This window comes from Amycolatopsis sp. WAC 04197 (assembly GCF_003947475.1).
Lineage (GTDB): Bacteria > Actinomycetota > Actinomycetes > Mycobacteriales > Pseudonocardiaceae > Amycolatopsis > Amycolatopsis japonica.
The window spans coordinates 258,327-275,399 of sequence record NZ_QHJK01000014.1; the positions used below are offsets into that span (position 1 = coordinate 258,327).

16 protein-coding genes are annotated in these 17,073 nt (G+C 70.0%); 2 read left to right on the top strand and 14 right to left on the bottom strand.

What is annotated here, in order from left to right; genetic code table 11:
• Positions 1 to 153: 153 nt before the first annotated feature.
• Complete coding sequence (locus DMC64_RS38570; protein WP_125737525.1) at positions 154 to 2,475, top strand: sensor histidine kinase; 2,322 nt, start codon at positions 154 to 156, stop codon at positions 2,473 to 2,475.
• Here the strand turns inward: DMC64_RS38570 and DMC64_RS38575 are convergent.
• From DMC64_RS38575 to DMC64_RS43080, 8 genes are all read right to left on the bottom strand, one after another.
• A complete protein-coding gene (locus DMC64_RS38575) occupies positions 2,472 to 3,080 on the bottom strand; it encodes a DNA-binding response regulator (RefSeq protein WP_081976077.1) in 609 nt (202 codons plus the stop codon). The two genes, DMC64_RS38570 and DMC64_RS38575, sit on opposite strands and share 4 nt — an antisense overlap.
• Positions 3,081 to 3,323: 243 nt before the next feature.
• Positions 3,324 to 3,515 (bottom strand): hypothetical protein, encoded by a 192-nt coding sequence (locus tag DMC64_RS38580; protein ID WP_037347770.1) that lies wholly within the window; start codon positions 3,513 to 3,515, stop codon positions 3,324 to 3,326.
• 269 nt (positions 3,516 to 3,784) lie between these two features.
• The gene (locus DMC64_RS38585; protein ID WP_125737526.1) at positions 3,785 to 4,339 is read right to left on the bottom strand and encodes a carboxymuconolactone decarboxylase family protein; all 555 of its coding nucleotides are present in this window, start codon (positions 4,337 to 4,339) and stop codon (positions 3,785 to 3,787) included.
• Positions 4,311 to 4,787: a DUF6187 family protein gene (locus DMC64_RS38590; protein ID WP_125737527.1), complete on the bottom strand. Its 477-nt coding sequence runs from the start codon at positions 4,785 to 4,787 to the stop codon at positions 4,311 to 4,313. Before DMC64_RS38590 ends, DMC64_RS38585 begins: the two co-directional genes overlap by 29 nt.
• Complete coding sequence (locus DMC64_RS38595; protein ID WP_125737528.1) at positions 4,780 to 6,099, bottom strand: FAD-dependent oxidoreductase; 1,320 nt, start codon at positions 6,097 to 6,099, stop codon at positions 4,780 to 4,782. Before DMC64_RS38595 ends, DMC64_RS38590 begins: the two co-directional genes overlap by 8 nt.
• An 8-nt stretch (positions 6,100 to 6,107) precedes the next feature.
• Positions 6,108 to 6,593 carry a DUF6423 family protein gene (locus DMC64_RS38600; protein WP_016332237.1) on the bottom strand — a complete coding sequence of 162 codons (486 nt, stop codon included), beginning with the start codon at positions 6,591 to 6,593 and terminating at the stop codon, positions 6,108 to 6,110.
• A gap of 240 nt (positions 6,594 to 6,833) precedes the next feature.
• Positions 6,834 to 7,142 (bottom strand): DUF6235 family protein, encoded by a 309-nt coding sequence (locus DMC64_RS38605; RefSeq protein WP_016332236.1) that lies wholly within the window; start codon positions 7,140 to 7,142, stop codon positions 6,834 to 6,836.
• A gap of 102 nt (positions 7,143 to 7,244) precedes the next feature.
• A complete protein-coding gene (locus DMC64_RS43080) occupies positions 7,245 to 7,394 on the bottom strand; it encodes a hypothetical protein (protein WP_162836918.1) in 150 nt (49 codons plus the stop codon).
• A 290-nt stretch (positions 7,395 to 7,684) separates the two neighbouring features.
• On the opposite strand from DMC64_RS43080, the gene DMC64_RS43085 reads away from it, so the two are divergent.
• Positions 7,685 to 7,861 (top strand): hypothetical protein, encoded by a 177-nt coding sequence (locus tag DMC64_RS43085; RefSeq protein WP_199755228.1) that lies wholly within the window; start codon positions 7,685 to 7,687, stop codon positions 7,859 to 7,861.
• A gap of 181 nt (positions 7,862 to 8,042) precedes the next feature.
• Here DMC64_RS43085 and DMC64_RS38610 read toward each other — a convergent pair whose 3' ends face one another.
• From DMC64_RS38610 to DMC64_RS38630, 6 genes are all read right to left on the bottom strand, one after another.
• Positions 8,043 to 8,234, bottom strand: coding sequence for an acyl-CoA carboxylase subunit epsilon (locus tag DMC64_RS38610; RefSeq protein WP_125737529.1), 192 nt, complete (start codon positions 8,232 to 8,234; stop codon positions 8,043 to 8,045).
• 11 nt (positions 8,235 to 8,245) lie between these two features.
• Positions 8,246 to 9,787: an acyl-CoA carboxylase subunit beta gene (locus DMC64_RS38615; protein ID WP_370325657.1), complete on the bottom strand. Its 1,542-nt coding sequence runs from the start codon at positions 9,785 to 9,787 to the stop codon at positions 8,246 to 8,248.
• Between the two features lie 158 nt (positions 9,788 to 9,945).
• On the bottom strand, positions 9,946 to 10,113 hold the full coding sequence (locus DMC64_RS43090) for a DUF6222 family protein (RefSeq protein WP_199755229.1): 168 nt from the start codon (positions 10,111 to 10,113) through the stop codon (positions 9,946 to 9,948).
• 16 nt (positions 10,114 to 10,129) lie between these two features.
• The gene (locus DMC64_RS38620) at positions 10,130 to 10,702 is read right to left on the bottom strand and encodes a flavin reductase family protein (protein ID WP_037347782.1); all 573 of its coding nucleotides are present in this window, start codon (positions 10,700 to 10,702) and stop codon (positions 10,130 to 10,132) included.
• Between the two features lies 1 nt (position 10,703).
• Positions 10,704 to 11,144 carry a thioesterase family protein gene (locus tag DMC64_RS38625; protein WP_037347784.1) on the bottom strand — a complete coding sequence of 147 codons (441 nt, stop codon included), beginning with the start codon at positions 11,142 to 11,144 and terminating at the stop codon, positions 10,704 to 10,706.
• 1 nt (position 11,145) lies between these two features.
• Positions 11,146 to 16,965, bottom strand: coding sequence for a type I polyketide synthase (locus DMC64_RS38630; RefSeq protein ID WP_125737531.1), 5,820 nt, complete (start codon positions 16,963 to 16,965; stop codon positions 11,146 to 11,148).
• Positions 16,966 to 17,073 lie beyond the last annotated feature (108 nt).

The window sequence follows — 17,073 nt, forward strand, 5'->3', positions numbered from 1 at the left end:
ATCCTCCCCGCGGCCGCGGAAGCGGGAACCGGGGTAACGAAGATGGGTTAGGATCCGAATCACACCGCGATGGAGGTCGTGCGACGGCCTCGGCCGTCGCAAGGGGGCAGCACGACAAGGATCAGTACGTCTTCTGTTACCACAGGGGTGCCCGTGCCGGAACAGCTCGCCGTGACCGCCGAACCTCTGGGTACCGCCGGGGTCGACCGGCGCCCGCGGCGGGCACTGTTCCTCGCCGGGCTGATCATCACCGTCGTCTTCGTCAACTCCTGCCTGTTCGGGCTCCTCGCGGTCCTGTTCCGGCCGGGGGTGGACTTCTGGCAGGGCCTGCTGGCCGTGCTGTACGTCGGGCCCGTGCTGGCGATCCAGCTGCTGTACTTCAGCCGTCCCGCGGTCCGGCTCGACACCAAGCTCGCGAAGGCCATGCTGGGGGTGCAGGCGTGCCTGGCGTTCCTGCCGACCTTGCACTTCGACGCCGCGCTGAGCTCGCTGACCACCCTCGCGGCGGGCAGCGCGCTGCTGCTGTTCCGGCCGCGGACGGGCTGGACGGTGTTCACCGTGTTCATGGCGGGCACGATCTGGATCCTGTGGACCTACGACGAGACCTGGCTCGGCGCGGTGTTCGACAGCGTCACCGCGGTCTTCTACGCCCTGGTCGTGTACCTGCTGACCTGGCTCGCGCGGCTGGTCACCGAACTGCACCAGGCCAGGACCGAGCTGGCGAGGCGGGCCGTGGCCGAACAGCGGCTGGCCTTCGCGAGGGACCTGCACGACCTGCTCGGCCTCAGCCTGTCCGCGATCGCGCTCAAGGGCGAACTGGTGCACCGCCTGCTGCGGAAGTCGCTGGCCAGGGCCCGTGAGGAGCTCGCCGAGATCACCGGGATCGCGCAGCGGACGCTGTCCGACGTGCGGTCGGTGGCCAGGGGTTACCGGGAGCTGTCGCTCGACAAGGAGTCACGGACCGCGGTGTCGCTGCTCTCGGCGTCGAACGTCGCGGTGCGGGTCGACCTCGAGCAGGTCGAACTCCCGGTGAAGCTGCGCACCCTGCTGGCGAAGGTGCTCCGCGAGGGTGTCACGAACGTGCTCCGCTACACCGGCGTCGAGCACTGCGAGATCACCGTGCGCGAGAACGGCGGCCGGGTGGCGCTGGAGATCGTCCACGACGGGACGGCGCACGAGGACGTCCCCGAGGAGACGGCCGAGAGCCTGCGCGAGGTGACCGAGGAGGTCGCCGGGCACGGCGGGAAGCTGAGCGCGGGTCCCGACGCGGCGGGCCGGTGGCGGCTGCACGCCGAACTCCCGGTGCCCGAACAGGCCGAGCCCACCGAGACGGCGCTGGCCGAGGGGTCCGGGCACTGGTCCCGGATCGACGCCCGGAACGTCCAGTGGACGATGACGGTGGTCTTCATCGTCTTCAGCCTCTCCGCGATGGCCCGCGCGTTCATGCTGACCGACGACGGCTGGTCCCTCGCGCTCATCGCCGGCTACCTCACCGCGCTGACCACGCTGCAGCTGTCCTACTTCGCCCGCCCGAACGTCCGGCTGCGCTCGCGGCAGAGCTACGCGCTGCTGTTCGTGCAGGCGTGCCTGATCTTCCTGCCGCTCATCCCGCTCGGGAGCGCGTGGGTGAGCCTGCCGAGCCTGTTCGCCGGCACCGCGCTGCTGGTGCTGCCGCCGCTGGCCGGGTGGACGGCGTTCGCCGTGACCGCCGCCGGGGTGGTGCTGATCCGGATCTCCTACGGCACCGACTTCCTCGGCGGCTTCTACACCTTCGCGTCCATCCTGAACACCGGGTTGATGGTGTTCGGTCTGATCTGGCTGATCCGGCTGGTGACCGAACTGGGCGAGACCAGGAAACGCCTCGCCGAGGTCGCGGTCGCGGAGGAGCGGCTGCGGTTCGCCCGCGACCTGCACGACCTGCTGGGGATGAGCCTGTCGGCGATCGCGCTGAAGAGCGAGCTGACCAGCCGGATCATGGACATCGACACCGATCGCGCCTCCGACGAACTGCTGGAGATCCTCGGGCTGACCCGGCAGGCGCTGAGCGACGTGCGGTCGGTGGCGAGCGGCTACCGCGAACTGTCGCTGGATCAGGAGTCGCGGTCGGCGCAGGCGGTCCTGGTGGCCGCCGACGTCCAGGTGCGGCTGGAGATCGAGCACGAGGACCTGCCGACGACGGTGCGCACCGTACTGGCCGTGGTGCTGCGCGAGGGCGTGACGAACGTGTTGCGGCACAGCAAGGTCGAACGCTGCGAGATCGCCGTGCGGCGGACCGGCGACGGCGTCGCGCTCGACATCGTCAACGACGGCGTAGTGAACGGACGGCCGCCGAAGCCGGAGCAGCCGGTGCGGGTGGAGGCCCCGGGCAGTGGCATCACGAACATGTCCGACCGGGTCGCCGGGCTGGGCGGGGAGCTGACCGCCGGCGTCGAGCCCGACGGGCGGTTCCGGCTGCGTGCCGTGGTGCCCGTTTAGATCCAGCCGGATTCCTTGGCGATGCGGATCGCGTCGACCCGGTTGCGCGCGTTGAGCTTCGACACGATCGTGGTCAGGTAGTTGCGGACGGTTCCGGTGGAGAGAAAGGCTTTCGCCGCCACCTCCAGGGTGTCGCGGCCTTCGGCGGTCAGCCGCAGGACGTCGATCTCCCGCGGGGTCAGCGGGCATTCCACGGTGTCCCAGGCGGCGAGGGCCAGATCGCCGTCGACCATCCGCCGTCCGGCGGCCACCCCGCGCACGGCGTTGGCGAGTTTCTCCGCGGGGGCGTCCTTCAGCAGGAACCCGCTCACTTTGGCCGCCAGCGCCCGGCGGAGCGTGCCGGGCCTGCCGAGACTGGTCAGGATCAGGGTCCGGACCTCGGGGAGCTGCTCGTGGAGTTCGGTGGCCGCGGTGAGCCCGTCCTTGCCGGGGAGGTCGATGTCGATGATCGCGACCTGGGTGCGGGAAACCCGTGCGGCGGGAAGGATCTCGTCACCCGACGCCACTTCGGAAACCACTTCGATATCCGGTTCCAGCCGCAGGAGCGCCACGAGCGCTCCCCTGACGATGTGCATGTCTTCGGCCACGAGAACCCTGATCACCATGGCGCCGTCCCCTCACGCACACCCCCATGGCCCCAACATAAACACGCCCGCACGGAACGCGTTCCACCGTTCGGGTGGTGAGTCGGCCGGGCCCGGCGCGGGGGCGGCGAGGCGAAAGAGTCACCCCTCGACGGAATCCGCAGTCGGTCGGCTACTTTCCGTCGACGTGGCGGCAGGTGGCCCGCACACGAAACCGGCCGCCACTCGCCTTCGGGGTGCGAGTGACGGCCGGAGGGGTGTTCCTCAGCTCGCTTCGGCCAGCGGCGGGGCGGTGCAACAGGCGCCGGTGAAACAGCTGAATGCTTCACCGCGGTGCTGGTTGGTCCAATGGTCGAAGCGGTCGATCACGAGCTCGACCTGGTCCCCGGCGAACCCGGTGTCGATCCCCCGGACGGCGAAGAGCGAGCGGACGTTGTCGGTCGCGGTGTTCATCATCGATGGCTCCCAGGCTGTTCGGTGGTGTTCCTTCGATGAGGAAATCGTGCTGCTCAGGGTGGGTACGCGGCCAGTGCCATGCATCATCGCGGGCATGTGCTTTTCACCTACGCCGGAAGACGCCTTTCGTCTGCTCCGTTTCCGCGATCATGGGCACCGAACGGCGTAATCGGCACCGTTCCCGACGACGGAAAGTGGCGGGCCGATCTCAGCGCGGCAGGGTGACCGCTCGTGGTCATCACACGCTTACCCGCACTCGAATGGAGCAGTCAGCGGGAAGCCTCTTCGAGCAGCCTCGCGAGGCCGGCGTAGCCGCCTTCCTTCAACCGCACGCCCGAGATCTTCGCGTAGGCGGCGTCGGCGCGGATGCCGAGCCCCTCGACCATCCGGTTCATGAAGTTGAACAAAGCGCAGACGAGGACGGCGTCGTGCAGCGCGGTCTCGTCCCAGCCCGCCGCGTACACCGCTTCGGCGTCCGCGTCGGTCATCCGCGACGGAGTGCGCGTCAGCTTGCCCACGTAGGCCAGCACGGGCTTCATCCGGTCGTCCACGGGCGAGGAGTCGAGATCGGCCAGCGCGGCCGTCAGAAGTCCTTCCGGCACACCGAAAGCCTCCGCGGTGACGGTGTGGACCCCGTGGCAGTACCCGCAGTCGTTGACACCGGAGACGTAGGCCGCGATCAGCTCCCGCTCCCCCGCGCCGAACGCCGACGGCGCCCGCATGAGCAGTTCGTGGAGGTCCAGCAGTTTCGCCGCGGGTGCGGGGAACTTCTGGAAGACCTGCAGCAGTGTGGTGTCAGTCGGCAAAGACCCGAGATAGGACATCCTGTGTATCGCTCCCGTTTTCCGGCGCCCGCCGGTGCTCGGCGAACACGTCGACGTCGTCGCGACGCAGCCAGCAGGCCGCGAGGCACGCCACCGATGCCGGCCCCAGCCCGGTCACCGTGGCGGTGACCCGCGCGGTGGCGTGTTCCCATTCTCGGCGCAGGGAGCCCGCCGCCGTCGTCTCCGGACCTGCTTCGATCAACGGGCGGACCGCGCGCCAGCGAAGGATTCCCGCCTCGACGAGCGCGCCGAGGCCGAGGTCGAGCGCCTCGTGCCGGGCCTGGTCCACGGCGAGGGCCACCAGCGCGGGTTCGTCGGCGAGCCGGGCCAGCCCGACCCCGGCGAGCAGGCGTTCGGCGTCCAGGCCCAGCAGGATCACCCCGGACTCGGTCGAGGGCGCGTCGTCGATCGACGGCAGGGTGAACCGGGAGTCGTAGGGTTCAGACACGGGCGACGTCCTTTGTGGCCATCCTCAGCGGGGTGTCCCGGCGCAGGTTCCCGGAGACCGCCGCCGCGACCCGGGCGGTGGCGACCCGATGGCCGTCGATGTTGCGGGCGGCCGGGCCCAGCGCCATCCCCGCGGCCGCGCCGACGGCGAAGACCCGGGGCGCGCCGGTGTAGGCGAAAGTGCGTTCGTCCAGCCTCGGCCAGCCGCCGCGATCGAGCACGGCCTCGTCGGGCATCAGGCCGTCGCCGATCGACGGCGTGGTCCCGAGCGCCAGTACGGCGTGGTCCACGGAAACCCGCGAACCGTCTTCGAGGTGGAGCCCGACGCCCGGCGTCACCTTCGTGATCGCCTTGCCGCGATGCACGATCAGCCGCCCTTCGGCTTCGGCCGCCTCGAGCATCGGCCGGAACTCGAACATGATCGACGCGCGCCGGAACCGGCCCATCAGTTCGAGTCTTTCGGACCAGCCCACTCCGTCGAAGCGGGCACGGCCTTCAGGGCGGAAGAACGACGAGTTGACGTCGGCGCACTGATAGCGTTCGCCCGCTTCGCGGACCACCCAGTGCACCTCGCGCCCTTGGGCGAGGCCGTTGGAGATCAGATGTGCGGCGGTGAGTCCGGCGCCGACGACGGCGAGCCGTTTCCCGCCGCTGGGAACGGGTTCGTCCCAATAGGTCACGCCGCGCGGCGGATGGCCGCCGCCCCACCAGGTGTCCGGGGCGGACCGCCGCTCCTCGCCGAGGCAGAGCACGACGTGGCGCGCGGTGACGGAGAACCGGTCCGCGCGCACGGTGACCGCGTCGGAGGTCGGCAGCACCTCGCGCACCGAGCCGCGCCAGGTCCGTTCGGTGACGTGATGGCTCGCGGCCAGGTGACGGCAATAGGCCTCGAAGACGTCGACCGGGACGACCGAGCGATGTCCGGCCTGCGCCATGCGGATCTCCCGGCGCTCCACCGGGGTCAGCACCGACCAGTGCAACCGCGCGAAGTCCAGCAGTTCGCAGTCGCGGTAGCCCTCGACGCCGGGGTGGTGCTCGTACGGCGACCGCAGCACGCGCTGGCCGAGCAGGTCGACGCGGTCGAAGAACCGGCCGCAGGGACGGCCGTCGCGGTCGACGAGGACGAGGTCGCGGACGCCGTGATGCCACAGGGCGGAAGCGACGGCGAGCCCGGCCGGACCCGCCCCGACGATCACGACGTCGGCGGCGGACGGCGGCTCGGGGGTGATCGCCGCACGGGAACCGGGGACGACCGGCCACTCCCGCCCGCGCGGCGATTCGAGCAGATGCGGTTCCGGGACGAAGGTGATCACCGGCGTGCTCAGCCGATCACGGTCACCGGGACGATCAGCTCGATCACGGGGCGCTGCTTCATCCCGTTGCTGATCAGTTCGTCCAGTGTCTGCTGCGACTGCTCGGCGGTGTCGGTGGCGATCGGGCTGTAGCGGGAATAGGAGTAGGTCGGCTTCCGTCCGCCGGCGTCGAGCGAGTACACCTTCAGCACGGCTTCGCCGGGCCGGACCTCACCATCGTAGAAGGTGAGACGGCGCTGATCCGGTGTCATGAAGGATTTCGAGAACTGGCGGGAAAGCACGAGGGTGTCGGCGTCGTTGACGAAGGTCGAGTCCTCGTCGGTGACGACCTGCATCGCGACCCAGGTCTTGTCGGTCAGATTGGTCTCGGATTTGATCACCTGCCAGCGGCCGGGTTCGGGGAGATTGACGCTGACCGAGATGTCGTGCTCGGTGGTGTCGATGGCGCCGGAGATCATCAGCACCCTCCGGCGGACGTCGGCGACCCCGGCCATCTGGATGTCACGTGCGCGCACCCGTGTGGAAACATCCAATCCAGGGAATTCAGGAGATGACATCTTTCATGCCTCCAGACCTCGACGACCGCAATTCCAGACCGGCAGAATTTCCCCATCCGCAAACACTCGCAGAATTTCACGCCGAACTGGACGATGTCAAGGTGAGGAACACATGATCCACTGGTACGAAAGGCTGCCGGTACCGAGGCGCGGACTGGGCCGTTCAGCGGTACCGGCTCAGGAGCCGTCGACGTCGTCGGCCCATGCCGCGGCGGGTGTCCCGTGCTCCAGCGCGCCGATGTAGACGATCTCGAACGAGGAATCGGTCCGTTTGAGTCCTATCCTGATGACGAGGTCGTGTTTCACCAGAATGATGAACTGATGCGGATCGCGGCCATCTCCGAAAATGTCGTAAATGAGAAACGCGGATCCGTCGGCCACCGCGAAAAGCGCTTCGTAGATGACATTGCGGTCAGCCTGCGGAGCATTGATCGCCCATTCTTCCAGCACCTGCAAACCCGACGTGAGCTGGAGGCGCATAGCCATCCGAAGGCCTCCTCGTGGTCTGGCCGGTTCGCGGGCGATCTTCATTCTCGCGCGCGCGATACCCGGCGGTCTTCTTCGTCCGTGCCGTCGTACGGGGGTGGGCTAGTTGTAGCCGAGGACGATGTGCTCGGCCGGGAAATCGTTTTCGGCGGCCTGCCTCGGCTCCGGGACGAACGCCGTCGCGTCGGCCTCGACGGCCCCGCGCGGGTCGAGATCATCGGTCACGACCCAAATTCGCACCTGTGCCGTCATGGCGTTCCTCCCGGCCTTCGATGAACGACTCACTTGACAACCAAGGATGACCCCGTCCGATCGGGAGCCGGTCGTGACACGATCGAGGATGCCGGGCGCGCGCGATGCGCAAAGGAAAAGTCGCCGGTGACCGGGTGCCGGTAGTGCCCTTGTGGTACCCCGAAACCCAAGGAGCACGCCATGACCGAACGTCTCGACCCGTATGAGATCTATGCCGAGGACGAGCTCGACGTCGACCTGCTCGGCCTGTCGTGGCCCGACCCCTCGGTCCCCGAGCAGCGGGACCGGCAATGAGCGCGGCGGAGCGGCAACGGACCTGCGCGGCCTGCGGGGGCGCGTTCGAGCCCTGGCAGCGAACGGAGCTGGAGACGGTGGTCGACGGCGGAATCCTTTACGTCGCCGTGCACACCGGGCACAGTACGTATCCGCCGCGGCGGGAGACCGAGGCCGCGCGCCGGCTCGCGTGAGGACACGTCGCGAAAGCCACTTTCGGGACGTCTGACGTCTCGAAAGTGGCTTTCGCGACGTCGGGCGACGCGGCGGCAGGCGAGGGGTCGGTGCGGGTGGTCGTGAGTGTTTCGGGTCGTTCTAACGACACTTGCCACTCACGACCACAAAACGCGCAGCGCGGTCGTTTTCGCGCGCGGCTCAGCGCAGCGCGGAGGTACGCCAGGTCGGCGCGACGAGCGGCGACCAGGCCGACCGGGCCGGCGCCGCGGGCGGGGGCGCGGCCGAAGCCGTCGCGGTGAAGACGGCGACGAGCGCCGCGAGTTCGGCGTCTTCCGGGTCCCCCCGCAGGACCCGGAAGACCGGCGCACTGTCCATTCCGGACGGTGACATGGTTCCCCCGTTCAGATCGGGTGGTTGCCGTGCTTGCGCTGAGGCGCCGCCTTTCGCTTGTCCTGCAGCATGTCCAGCGCTCTGGCGACCGCGGACCGGGTGTCCGCCGGGTCGATGATGTCGTCGACCAGGCCGCGTTCCGCCGAATACTGCGGGTTCATGAACTCCTCGGTGTACTCGGCGACCAGGTGCGCGCGCAACGCGTCGGGATCGGGTGCGACGGCGAGATCCTTGCGGAACAACACGTTCACCGCGCCCTCGGCGCCCATCACGGCGATCTGGTTGGTCGGCCACGCCAGTGAGAGGTCGGTCCCGATGGACCGCGAGTCCATCACGATGTACGCGCCGCCGTACGCCTTGCGCAGGATCACCTGCACACGCGGCACGGTCGCTTCACAGTAGGCGTGCAGCAGTTGCGCGCCGTGCCGGATGATCCCGGAATGCTCCTGTTCGACGCCCGGCAGGAAGCCCGGAACGTCCACAAGGGTCACCAGCGGGATGCTGAACGCGTCGCAGAACCGCACGAATCGCGCCGCCTTCTGCGATGCCGGGCCGTCGAGCACGCCGGCGAACACCACCGGCTGGTTGCCGACCAGGCCGACCACGCGCCCGTCGATCCGCGCGAGCGCGCACAGCACGTTCTGCGCCCATCGCTCGTGCAGCTCGAAGAATTCGCCGTCGTCGGCCAGTTCCGAGAACACGTCACGCATGTCGTAGGGCTTGTTCGGCTCCACCGGGACGAGTTCGGCGAACCGCGGCCGCCGGTCCTTGCCCGCGTCCTGCGACGGCTCGCGGGGCGCGGGGTCCAGGTAGTTCGACGGAAGCAGCGACACCAGGTACCGGACGTCGGCGAGGCAGCTCTCCTCGTCGTCGTGCACCACGGTCGCCACCCCGGACGACGCGCCGTGCACGTCCGCGCCGCCCAGTTCGTCGTGGCTGACCCGTTCCCCGGTCACGGTTTCGACGACGTCCGGCCCGGTCAGGTACATGCGGGCGGTGTCGCGCACCATGAAGACGAAATCCGCGAGCGCGGGCGAATACGCCGCCCCGCCCGCGCACGGCCCCAGCACCACACTGATCTGCGGGATGACGCCGGACGCCTCGACCTGGCGGCGGAAGATGCCGCCGTAGCCGTTGAGCGCCATGACCCCTTCCTGGATCCGCGCTCCCCCGCTGTCGTTGAGCCCGATCAGCGGCGAGCCGGTGGCGATCGCCAGATCCATCACCTTCTGGATCTTGGCCGCGTGCGCCTCGCCGAGCGAACCACCGAAAACGGTGAAGTCCTGCGCGTAGACGAACACGCGCCGTCCGTCGATGGTGCCCGAGCCGGCGATCACGCCGTCGGTGTACGGCCGGTTCTCCGCCAGCCCGAGCCCGCTCGCCTGATGCCGCCGGTACAGCTCGACCTCGGTGAAGGAATCGGGGTCCAGCAACAGGTCCAGCCGTTCGCGCGCGGTGTGCTTGCCGAGCGAGTGCTGACGGCGGACGCCGTCGAGCCGTCCGTCGACGATGTGCTCGCGCAGTTCGTCGCGCTGGGTGCGCAGCAACGGCATCGTCGGTTCCGGTGGATGCACCGGCTCGGCACCGCGGGCGAGCGGGATCACCCGCCCGTCGGTCGGCCTCGGGATCCGGGAGCGCCGCAGCCGGTCTTCCGGCAGCGGCACCACCTCGGAGTCCTCCGTGCGCTGGGCGCCCGGATCGCCCTGCAGGGTCACGCCGCCTCCCTCATACGGGCCTCACGCTCGAGCTCGTCGAGTTCGATCTCGCGCACGATGTCGCGCCAGCACACCCCCCGTCCGAGGCGGGGCATCGTGGTCACCACCGGCGGCCGTTCGGCGATGGGCGCCGGAGCGGGCGTGGCGGATTCGTTGGTGGTCATGGCATTTCCTCTCCTGTCAGGCCGATGCCCGGATGCGGCCGTCGATCTGGTGGTAGCCGCCGCTGTAGAAGACGAGCGAGTCCTGCGCGGTGCCGCGGCTGGAGGCGACCACCTTGCCGAGGAAGATCGAGTGGTCACCGCCTTCGTAAACCTCCGCCAGCTCGCATTCCAGCCACGCCAGCGCGCCGTCGAGCAGCGGGGCGCCGGTCTGCGGCCCGGCCGTCCAGTCCACCGAGTCGAACTGGGCGATCCCGGCCGGGCGGCGCCAGTCCGCGAAGTACTTCGCCAGGTCCTTCTGGTCCGACGCCAGCACCGTGACCGCGTACGAGCCCGCCGTCACGATCGCCTCGTGCATCCGGGCCGCGCGGGAGACGCAGCACAGCACCATCGGCGGCTCCAGCGAGACGGAGGTGACGGCGTTGGCGGTCATCCCGTGTGCCCGTTCGCCGCCGGCGGTCAGCACGGTGACCCCGGTGGCGAACTGGCCCATCACCTCCCGCAGGCCCGCCTGCGCGGACAACCGGCGCCGGGCGACGGGCGTCGGCAGCCGTTTCAGCACCGGCCGCGACGGTTCCTCCAGCGTGCCCACGTCATTCCCCCTTGCCGTCGACCGTGTACGGGGCCAGCGCCTCACGCAGCTGTTCGGGCACCCGGCTGGGCACCGTGGCCGTGTTCGGGCCGCGCATGCACGCGATCCGCTGCCGTCCGCGCGCCACCAGCCGCTCACCTTCCGCGGTGAGGTGGACGTAGTCGAAGGTGAACTGGATCTGGGTCTGGGTCAGCTCTTCCAGCCGCAGCCGGATGGACAGCTCGTCGAACGCGGTGATCTCCGCGTAGAACTCGCAGTCCACCTTGAGCGTGAACAGCTTGAGGTCGTGGCGGACCTCTTCGAGTACCGCGGGCGCCTTCTCCTTCAGGAACATCTCGCGGCACCGGCCCTGCCAGCGCACGTAGTTCACGTAGTAGACGTTGCCCACCAGGTTGGTCTCTTCGAATCCGACCGTGTGGAGGATCTCGTAGTAGTCGGCCATGTCAGCTCTCCTCTCCCTGGAGCACCGCGAAGACCACGGGATCGGTCCGGTCGTTGACGGTCGTCACCCAGGTGGCGATACGGGCGGCGCCGTGGGAAAGCACCGCCCAGCCGTCCGGATCGACCCGGTGCACGGTGAGCGCCTGCGTCATGTCCCCGGTCTTGCGCACGCATTCGAGCGCGCTCCAGACCCTGGTGTGCGCCACCGAAAGCGGCTCGCGGGCGTCCGCGGCCAGCAGTTCGCCCACCGCGAGCAGATCCTCGCCGAGCAGGCCCGCCCAGTCCTCCGGCGTGCGTTCGATCGCCGTTTCGACGTCGCACGCGATCCGGCCGCCTCCCGCGATCGCCAGGGTGAGCTCGGCGCTGTGCGACGCGCTCACCTCGACCCCGTCGGCCTCCGGTTTCCCGTCCGGGCGGTAGCGGATCTCCAGCGGCGCGTCGACGGCGCGGCCGGCGGCCAGTGCCGTCTGCGCCCGGCGTTCCGGCGTGGTCTCCACCGAAACGCCCACCGGGTCCGGTTCGACGACGATCGCGCGGGACGAGCCGAGCAGTCGTTCGACGGAACGCTCCAAATAGGACCCGAGCATCGACGGGACCCAAGGCCCCGCACCGTCGCGTTTGCGCACCGCGCGCAGCTTCAGCCCTTCCCACCGCTCGACCAGCTTCCCGTCGGGGTTGCGGACGTCGAGGTCGTAGACGTAGCTGTCACCGTCCTGCGCACGCTCGCGGGCGTCGAGGAGCACGTACTCCGGGTGCTGCTCGCCGGGTTCGGCGAGGTACAGCCGCTCGATCCCTTGCGGCAGCAGGGTCGCGTCCGGGACACAGCACTGGATCGCGTGCATCATCGCGTCGCGGGTGCCGGGGTCGGCCAGGAGCTGTTCCTGCGGGAGGAACGGCGCGAACCAGTCGACCTCGGCGCCGGTCGCGATCTCCGCGACCGCGTGCCGCGCGCTGGCCCGCCGGTAGCCGGTGACCCGCTGGAATCGCTTGCCCTGGAACAGGACCGTGCCGTAGAGCTCGGTCGTCGGGTCCACCGGCACCGGCGGCAGCGCGACGTCGCGGGCGACGGTGTCACCGAGCGGATCCGGCCGGGAGAAGCTCAGCCGGGCCCGGAAGTGGTCGGCGCTGAAGCCGGTCTCCCCGCTGCGCAGCACCACGTCCACCGTTTCGGCGTCCCTGGCCAGCGCGGCGAGCCGGATCGTGGTCGATCCGCCCGGCGAGACGATGATCGGGCGCAGGAACTCGACGTCGGAGAACACCGGCGCCGGCAGGGTTTCCGCGGCCAGTGCGGCCTTGGCGACCTGGGTCATCGCCTCCATGCCGATCACCGCCGGGAACAGCAGCTGGCCGTCGAGCAGGTGGTCGGCAAGGTACGGGTCGCTGCCTGCGGACAGGTCGGCCTCGGTGATCAGCTCGACCCCCGGGTAGTGCACGACGGCGCGGTCGACGAAGCGGGTCAGCGGCAGCTCGCGCTTCTCCACCGGCAGGGTGGCCAGCCCGGCGGTGCGGCCGCAGACGACCAGTACCGACGGGGCGGCCGGGTCGCCGACGACCTGACGGAGGATCTCGATGCCCTCCTCGGTCGGGATGGGGGTGATGCCGTCGCGCATCAACGCGCTGACCACCCCGAGCTTTTCGCCCATCCCGGTCCCGGACCAGACCGACCATTCGAGCGCGATCGCCCTCGCCTGAGGATGTTCCTGGCCGAACCGCACGGTCAGTTCGGTCATCCAGTCGTTGGCCGTGGCGTAGTGCGCCTCACCGCGCAGGCCCGCCCGGCCGATGATGCTGCCGAAGGTCACCAGCAGCTTGATCTTGTCCTTGTCGACCGCGTCGAGGACGGCGTCGAGACCGCCGATCTTCGGGGCGAGGGTCTTGCGGAAGCTCTCCTCGGTCAAGGAGAACAGCGCGGCGGGCTCGTTGCGGCCCGCGCCGTGCAGTACCGCGGTGACCGGGCCGAATTCGGCCTGCACCCGGCCGATCGCGTCGGCCACCTGCCGTGCGTCGGTGACGTCGGCGCGCTCGTAGCGGTAGGTGATTCCCGCCGCCGCCATGCGGCCGAGGTTCTCCGAGAGTTCGGCGTCGTCGGCCGGGTCGCTCCGGCCGAGCAGCGCCAGTTTCGCGCCGGAATCCTTGGCCAGCGCCAACGCGCTCTCGGCGGTGATGCCCTTCCCGCCGCCCGTGACGAGCAGGACGTCGCCGGTGTCCAGCGGGGTGCCCTCGGCCTCGGCCGGGGTCAGCGCCGCGAGCTTCGGCACCGTGCGGACCCCGGCGGTGTCGTAGCGGACTTCGCTGAAGTCGGTCGTCGCCGCCACTTCGGTGACCACAGTGGACACCGCGGCGTCGAGGGCTTCGGGGTCGACCGGGCTGAGGTCGGCGAGGTCGACGATCGTGGTGCGGGCCGACGGGTCCTCCAGCCGGAGCGTCTTCGCCAGACCGGAGGCGCCGAGACCGTGCTGCACCACGACGAACCGCGTGCCGTTGGGCGCGGCCAGCACCGCGCGGCCCGCGTCCAGGAACAGGCCGACGTCGCCGGAACCGCTGTCGGCGTTCAGGCAGAGGAGGACGCCGACGCCGACGCCCGCCGTGGCCAGTGCCGCGCGCAGCGGCTCCGCCAGCGGATGACCGGCCGGGGCGAACGCCGTCCACTCCGCGGTGGAGATGCCGGTGGCGAGATCGGGCGACGGCTTCGGCGCGACGACGTACTCCACCGCGAACGGCCGCACCCACGGCCCGACGCCGGCGACCTCGGCCTGGTTGCCGTCGGCGGGTTTGGCGGTCTGCGCGAGTTCGTCGATCATCTCGGCGAGTTCGCCGAGGCACACGGTCGCGAAGTTCGGCATGCCCTCCAGCGCCGGGCGGCCGAGCGCCCTGGTCACGTCGTTGACCAGCTGGCCGACCGTGATCGAGGAAAGGTGCAGATCGTCGAGGGGATGCGTGTCGGCGGTGACGGCTTCGAGCGGAAGTTCGACGCGTTCGGACGCGAGCTTGCGCAACAGGTCGAGGGTGCTGCTGCCGCCGCTTTCCGAAGCCGTTCCGGCGGCCGCCTCGGCGGGCTCGGCGACGCGGTCGCGGGTCAGGACTTCGCCGATCGACGGCGCGGCCTCGCACGGGCTGGCGAGGAACGAGAATTCGCCGTCCACGGGCAGGGGCCGCACGACGCGACCGGCGAACAGCGCCGACGTCTCCAGCGGCGCGCCGAACGCGAACGCGGCACCGGCGACCTTGAGCACCGGGGCGAGCGTCAGGCTGTCGGTGTCGATCGAAAGCACCGGGGTGCCGGGCGCGATCGTGCCCAGCAGACCGGTGAGCACGCGGCCGGGGCCGACCTCGATCACCAGGTCGCTGCGCTCGGCGACCTTCGCGGCCGCCTCGCGGAAGCGGACCGGCAGGACCACCTGGTCGCGCAGCAGATCGCGCAGGTCCTCGGCGGCGTGCAGGACGTCACCGGTCACCGTGGAGACCACGGGCCGGTCGAGCCGCGCGAAATCGATCGCGGCGAGTTCCCCGGTCATCGCCTCGGCGGCCGGGACGACGGCGGGCGAGTGGAAGGCGTGCGAGACGTTGATGCGGGCGGCGGTGACCCCTTCCGCACGGGCACGGGCGACCACGCGGTCGATCGCCTCCGCCGGTCCGGAAAGGACGGTCTGCTCGGGCGCGTTGTAGCCCGCGATGACGACCTCTTCGCCCTCGGCGAGCCCTTCGGCGACACTCGGTGTGGCCGCGATCGCCGCCATGGCACCGTTCCCGTCGCTGGCGGTCGCCATCACCCTGCCGCGGATCTTGGCCAGTTTGAGCACTTCGCGTTCGGTGAGCGCGCCGCCCCAGTGCAGGGCGGTGAGCTCGCCGAGGCTGTGGCCCGCGACCGTGCCCGCCTCGATGCCGAGGCTCTTCAGGACCCGCAGCCCGGCGAGCGAACCGGTGACGATGCGCGGCTGCGCGACATCGGTGGCGACCTGGTCGGCGCCGGTGGACAGGTTCGCGGCGCGGTAGATGTCGTCGGCGTGCGCGAAGCGTTTGCGCAGCGCGCCGACCCTGCCCTGCCCGGAACCCTGGCCGGGGAACAGGAAACCGATTTTCGGGGACTGGGAGCGGGAGCCGGCGAAGATGCCTTCCTTGGCGGAGAAGACTTCGGGCTCCCCTTCGCCGAGAAGGTCGAGGAGTTTGGCCAGTTTGCGCTCGGCGTCGTCCGGACCGGCCGCGACGATCGCCGCCCGGACCGGCTTTCCGGACAGCTCGGCCGAAAGCGTGCCCGCGAGGTCCGCGAGTTCGGCGAAGGAAAGCTTCGGCACGATCTCCAGCAGACCGGTCACCCGGCCGCGCAGCGACGCGGCGTCGTCGGCGTCGAGGAGCAGGAGTTCGCTGTCCTGCCGTCCGGCGACCAGCGACCTGGTCCGCTCGTCGAGCTCCTTGCGACGGGCGGCGCCCGGCGCTTCGGTGACGGTGACGTGCGAGTTGATGCCGCCGAACCCCATCGCGGAGACACCGGCGCGGACCGGCTGGTCCGAAGGCCACAGCCCGGCTTCGGCGGGGACGTACATCCGCGCGGAGTCGCCGACCAGCGACTCGTGCGGGTCGAAATGGCCGGTCGCGGGCGGGATGACCTGGTGGTACACCGCCAAGGTCGCCTTGATCAGCCCGGCGACCCCGGCCGCGGCCTTGGTGTGGCCGATGTTGCCCTTGATCGTGCTCAGCGCGGCCCGCTCGGCGAGCGGATCGGCGTCGCGGCGGGCGGTGGAGAGCGCCTCGATCTCGGTGGCGTCGCCCAGCGCGGTCCCGGTGCCGTGGCCCTCGAAGTAGGAAACGGTCTCGACGCCGTACCCCGCCTTGTCGTACGCCCGCTTGAGCGCGAGGCGGTGACCCGAAGCCTCGGGGCGGGTGATGCCGCCCTTGCCGTCGGACGAGACACCCCAGCCGCCGATGGTGGCGTAGATCCGCTTGCCCTGCGCGATCGCGTCCTCTTCGCGCATCAGCACGAGCATTCCGGAACCCTCGCCGGGCCAGAACCCGTTGGAATCGGCGTCGTAGACCTTCATCTCGCGTTTGGCGAGCGCGCCGGTCTTGGCGAACCCGATCACCTCGAACGGGTCGATCGACAAGTCGACACCACCGGCGATGGCGACGTCGAGGTCGCCTTCCGAAAGCGCGTTCGCCGCCGTGACCACGGAAAGCAGCGACGACGAGCAGGCACCGTCCACAGTGAACCCGCCGCCGCCGAAGTCGAAGAAGTTGCAGACCCGGCCGGCGATCGTGTTCGCCAGCCCGCCCGCGAGCGTGTCCTCGTCGATCTCGGGGAAGGGTGCCTTGTACTGCGCCTCGAGATCGTGGAGGAATTCTGCGGTGTCGCCGTCGGCCCAGCCGCGCTCGGCGAGCGCCGCCGCGACCGTGCGGCGCACGTACGGCCAGCGCAGCCGCATGATGTTGGCACGGGAGAACTCGCCGGTGAGACTGTTGCCGATGACCACGCCGGTGGCGGATTTCGGCAGCCCCTCGCCCTCGGGGAAGCCCGCGTCGGCCAGCGCCTGCGCGGCGACGTCCAGGGCCAGCCAGTGTGTGGTGTCGGTCGAGCGGAACGTGCTGCCCGCGACCTTGTACTTGATCCGGTCGAATTCGTAGTCGCGGAGGACCGCGGCCTTCTGGGCGTAGAAGCGGTCCGGCGCCTTGGGGTCGGGCGAGTAGTAGTCCTCGCGGTTCATCCGCTCGTCGGGCAGCCTCCGGAACGCCCGGCGGCCGGCGAGGACGTTCTCCCACAGCTCTTCCGGGGAACCGGCGTCCGGGTATCGGAGACCGATACCGACAATCGAAATCCGCTCAACGCTCATGCCACCGCACTCCCCTAGCTCTCAACCACTCAAGTCACGGAATCCGGTCCCGGCGCCGGGCTCTGTCCCCAGATACGCGGCCGCCGTCCGTTCGCGCAGTCCGGTCAA

What these genes read in the sequence shown, in the direction of transcription:
- DMC64_RS38575 (WP_081976077.1), bottom strand. Translation starts at nt 3,080, where the DNA reads ATGGTGATCAGGGTTCTCGTGGCCGAAGACATGCACATCGTCAGGGGA.
- DMC64_RS38580 (WP_037347770.1), bottom strand. Translation starts at nt 3,515, where the DNA reads ATGATGAACACCGCGACCGACAACGTCCGCTCGCTCTTCGCCGTCCGG.
- DMC64_RS38585 (WP_125737526.1), bottom strand. Translation starts at nt 4,339, where the DNA reads ATGTCCTATCTCGGGTCTTTGCCGACTGACACCACACTGCTGCAGGTC.
- DMC64_RS38600 (WP_016332237.1), bottom strand. Translation starts at nt 6,593, where the DNA reads ATGGCCGGGGTCGCCGACGTCCGCCGGAGGGTGCTGATGATCTCCGGC.
- DMC64_RS38605 (WP_016332236.1), bottom strand. Translation starts at nt 7,142, where the DNA reads ATGGCTATGCGCCTCCAGCTCACGTCGGGTTTGCAGGTGCTGGAAGAA.
- DMC64_RS43080 (WP_162836918.1), bottom strand. Translation starts at nt 7,394, where the DNA reads ATGACGGCACAGGTGCGAATTTGGGTCGTGACCGATGATCTCGACCCG.
- DMC64_RS43085 (WP_199755228.1), top strand. Translation starts at nt 7,685, where the DNA reads ATGAGCGCGGCGGAGCGGCAACGGACCTGCGCGGCCTGCGGGGGCGCG.
- DMC64_RS38610 (WP_125737529.1), bottom strand. Translation starts at nt 8,234, where the DNA reads ATGTCACCGTCCGGAATGGACAGTGCGCCGGTCTTCCGGGTCCTGCGG.
- DMC64_RS38615 (WP_370325657.1), bottom strand. Translation starts at nt 9,787, where the DNA reads ATGCCGTTGCTGCGCACCCAGCGCGACGAACTGCGCGAGCACATCGTC.
- DMC64_RS43090 (WP_199755229.1), bottom strand. Translation starts at nt 10,113, where the DNA reads ATGACCACCAACGAATCCGCCACGCCCGCTCCGGCGCCCATCGCCGAA.
- DMC64_RS38625 (WP_037347784.1), bottom strand. Translation starts at nt 11,144, where the DNA reads ATGGCCGACTACTACGAGATCCTCCACACGGTCGGATTCGAAGAGACC.
- DMC64_RS38630 (WP_125737531.1), bottom strand. Translation starts at nt 16,965, where the DNA reads ATGAGCGTTGAGCGGATTTCGATTGTCGGTATCGGTCTCCGATACCCG.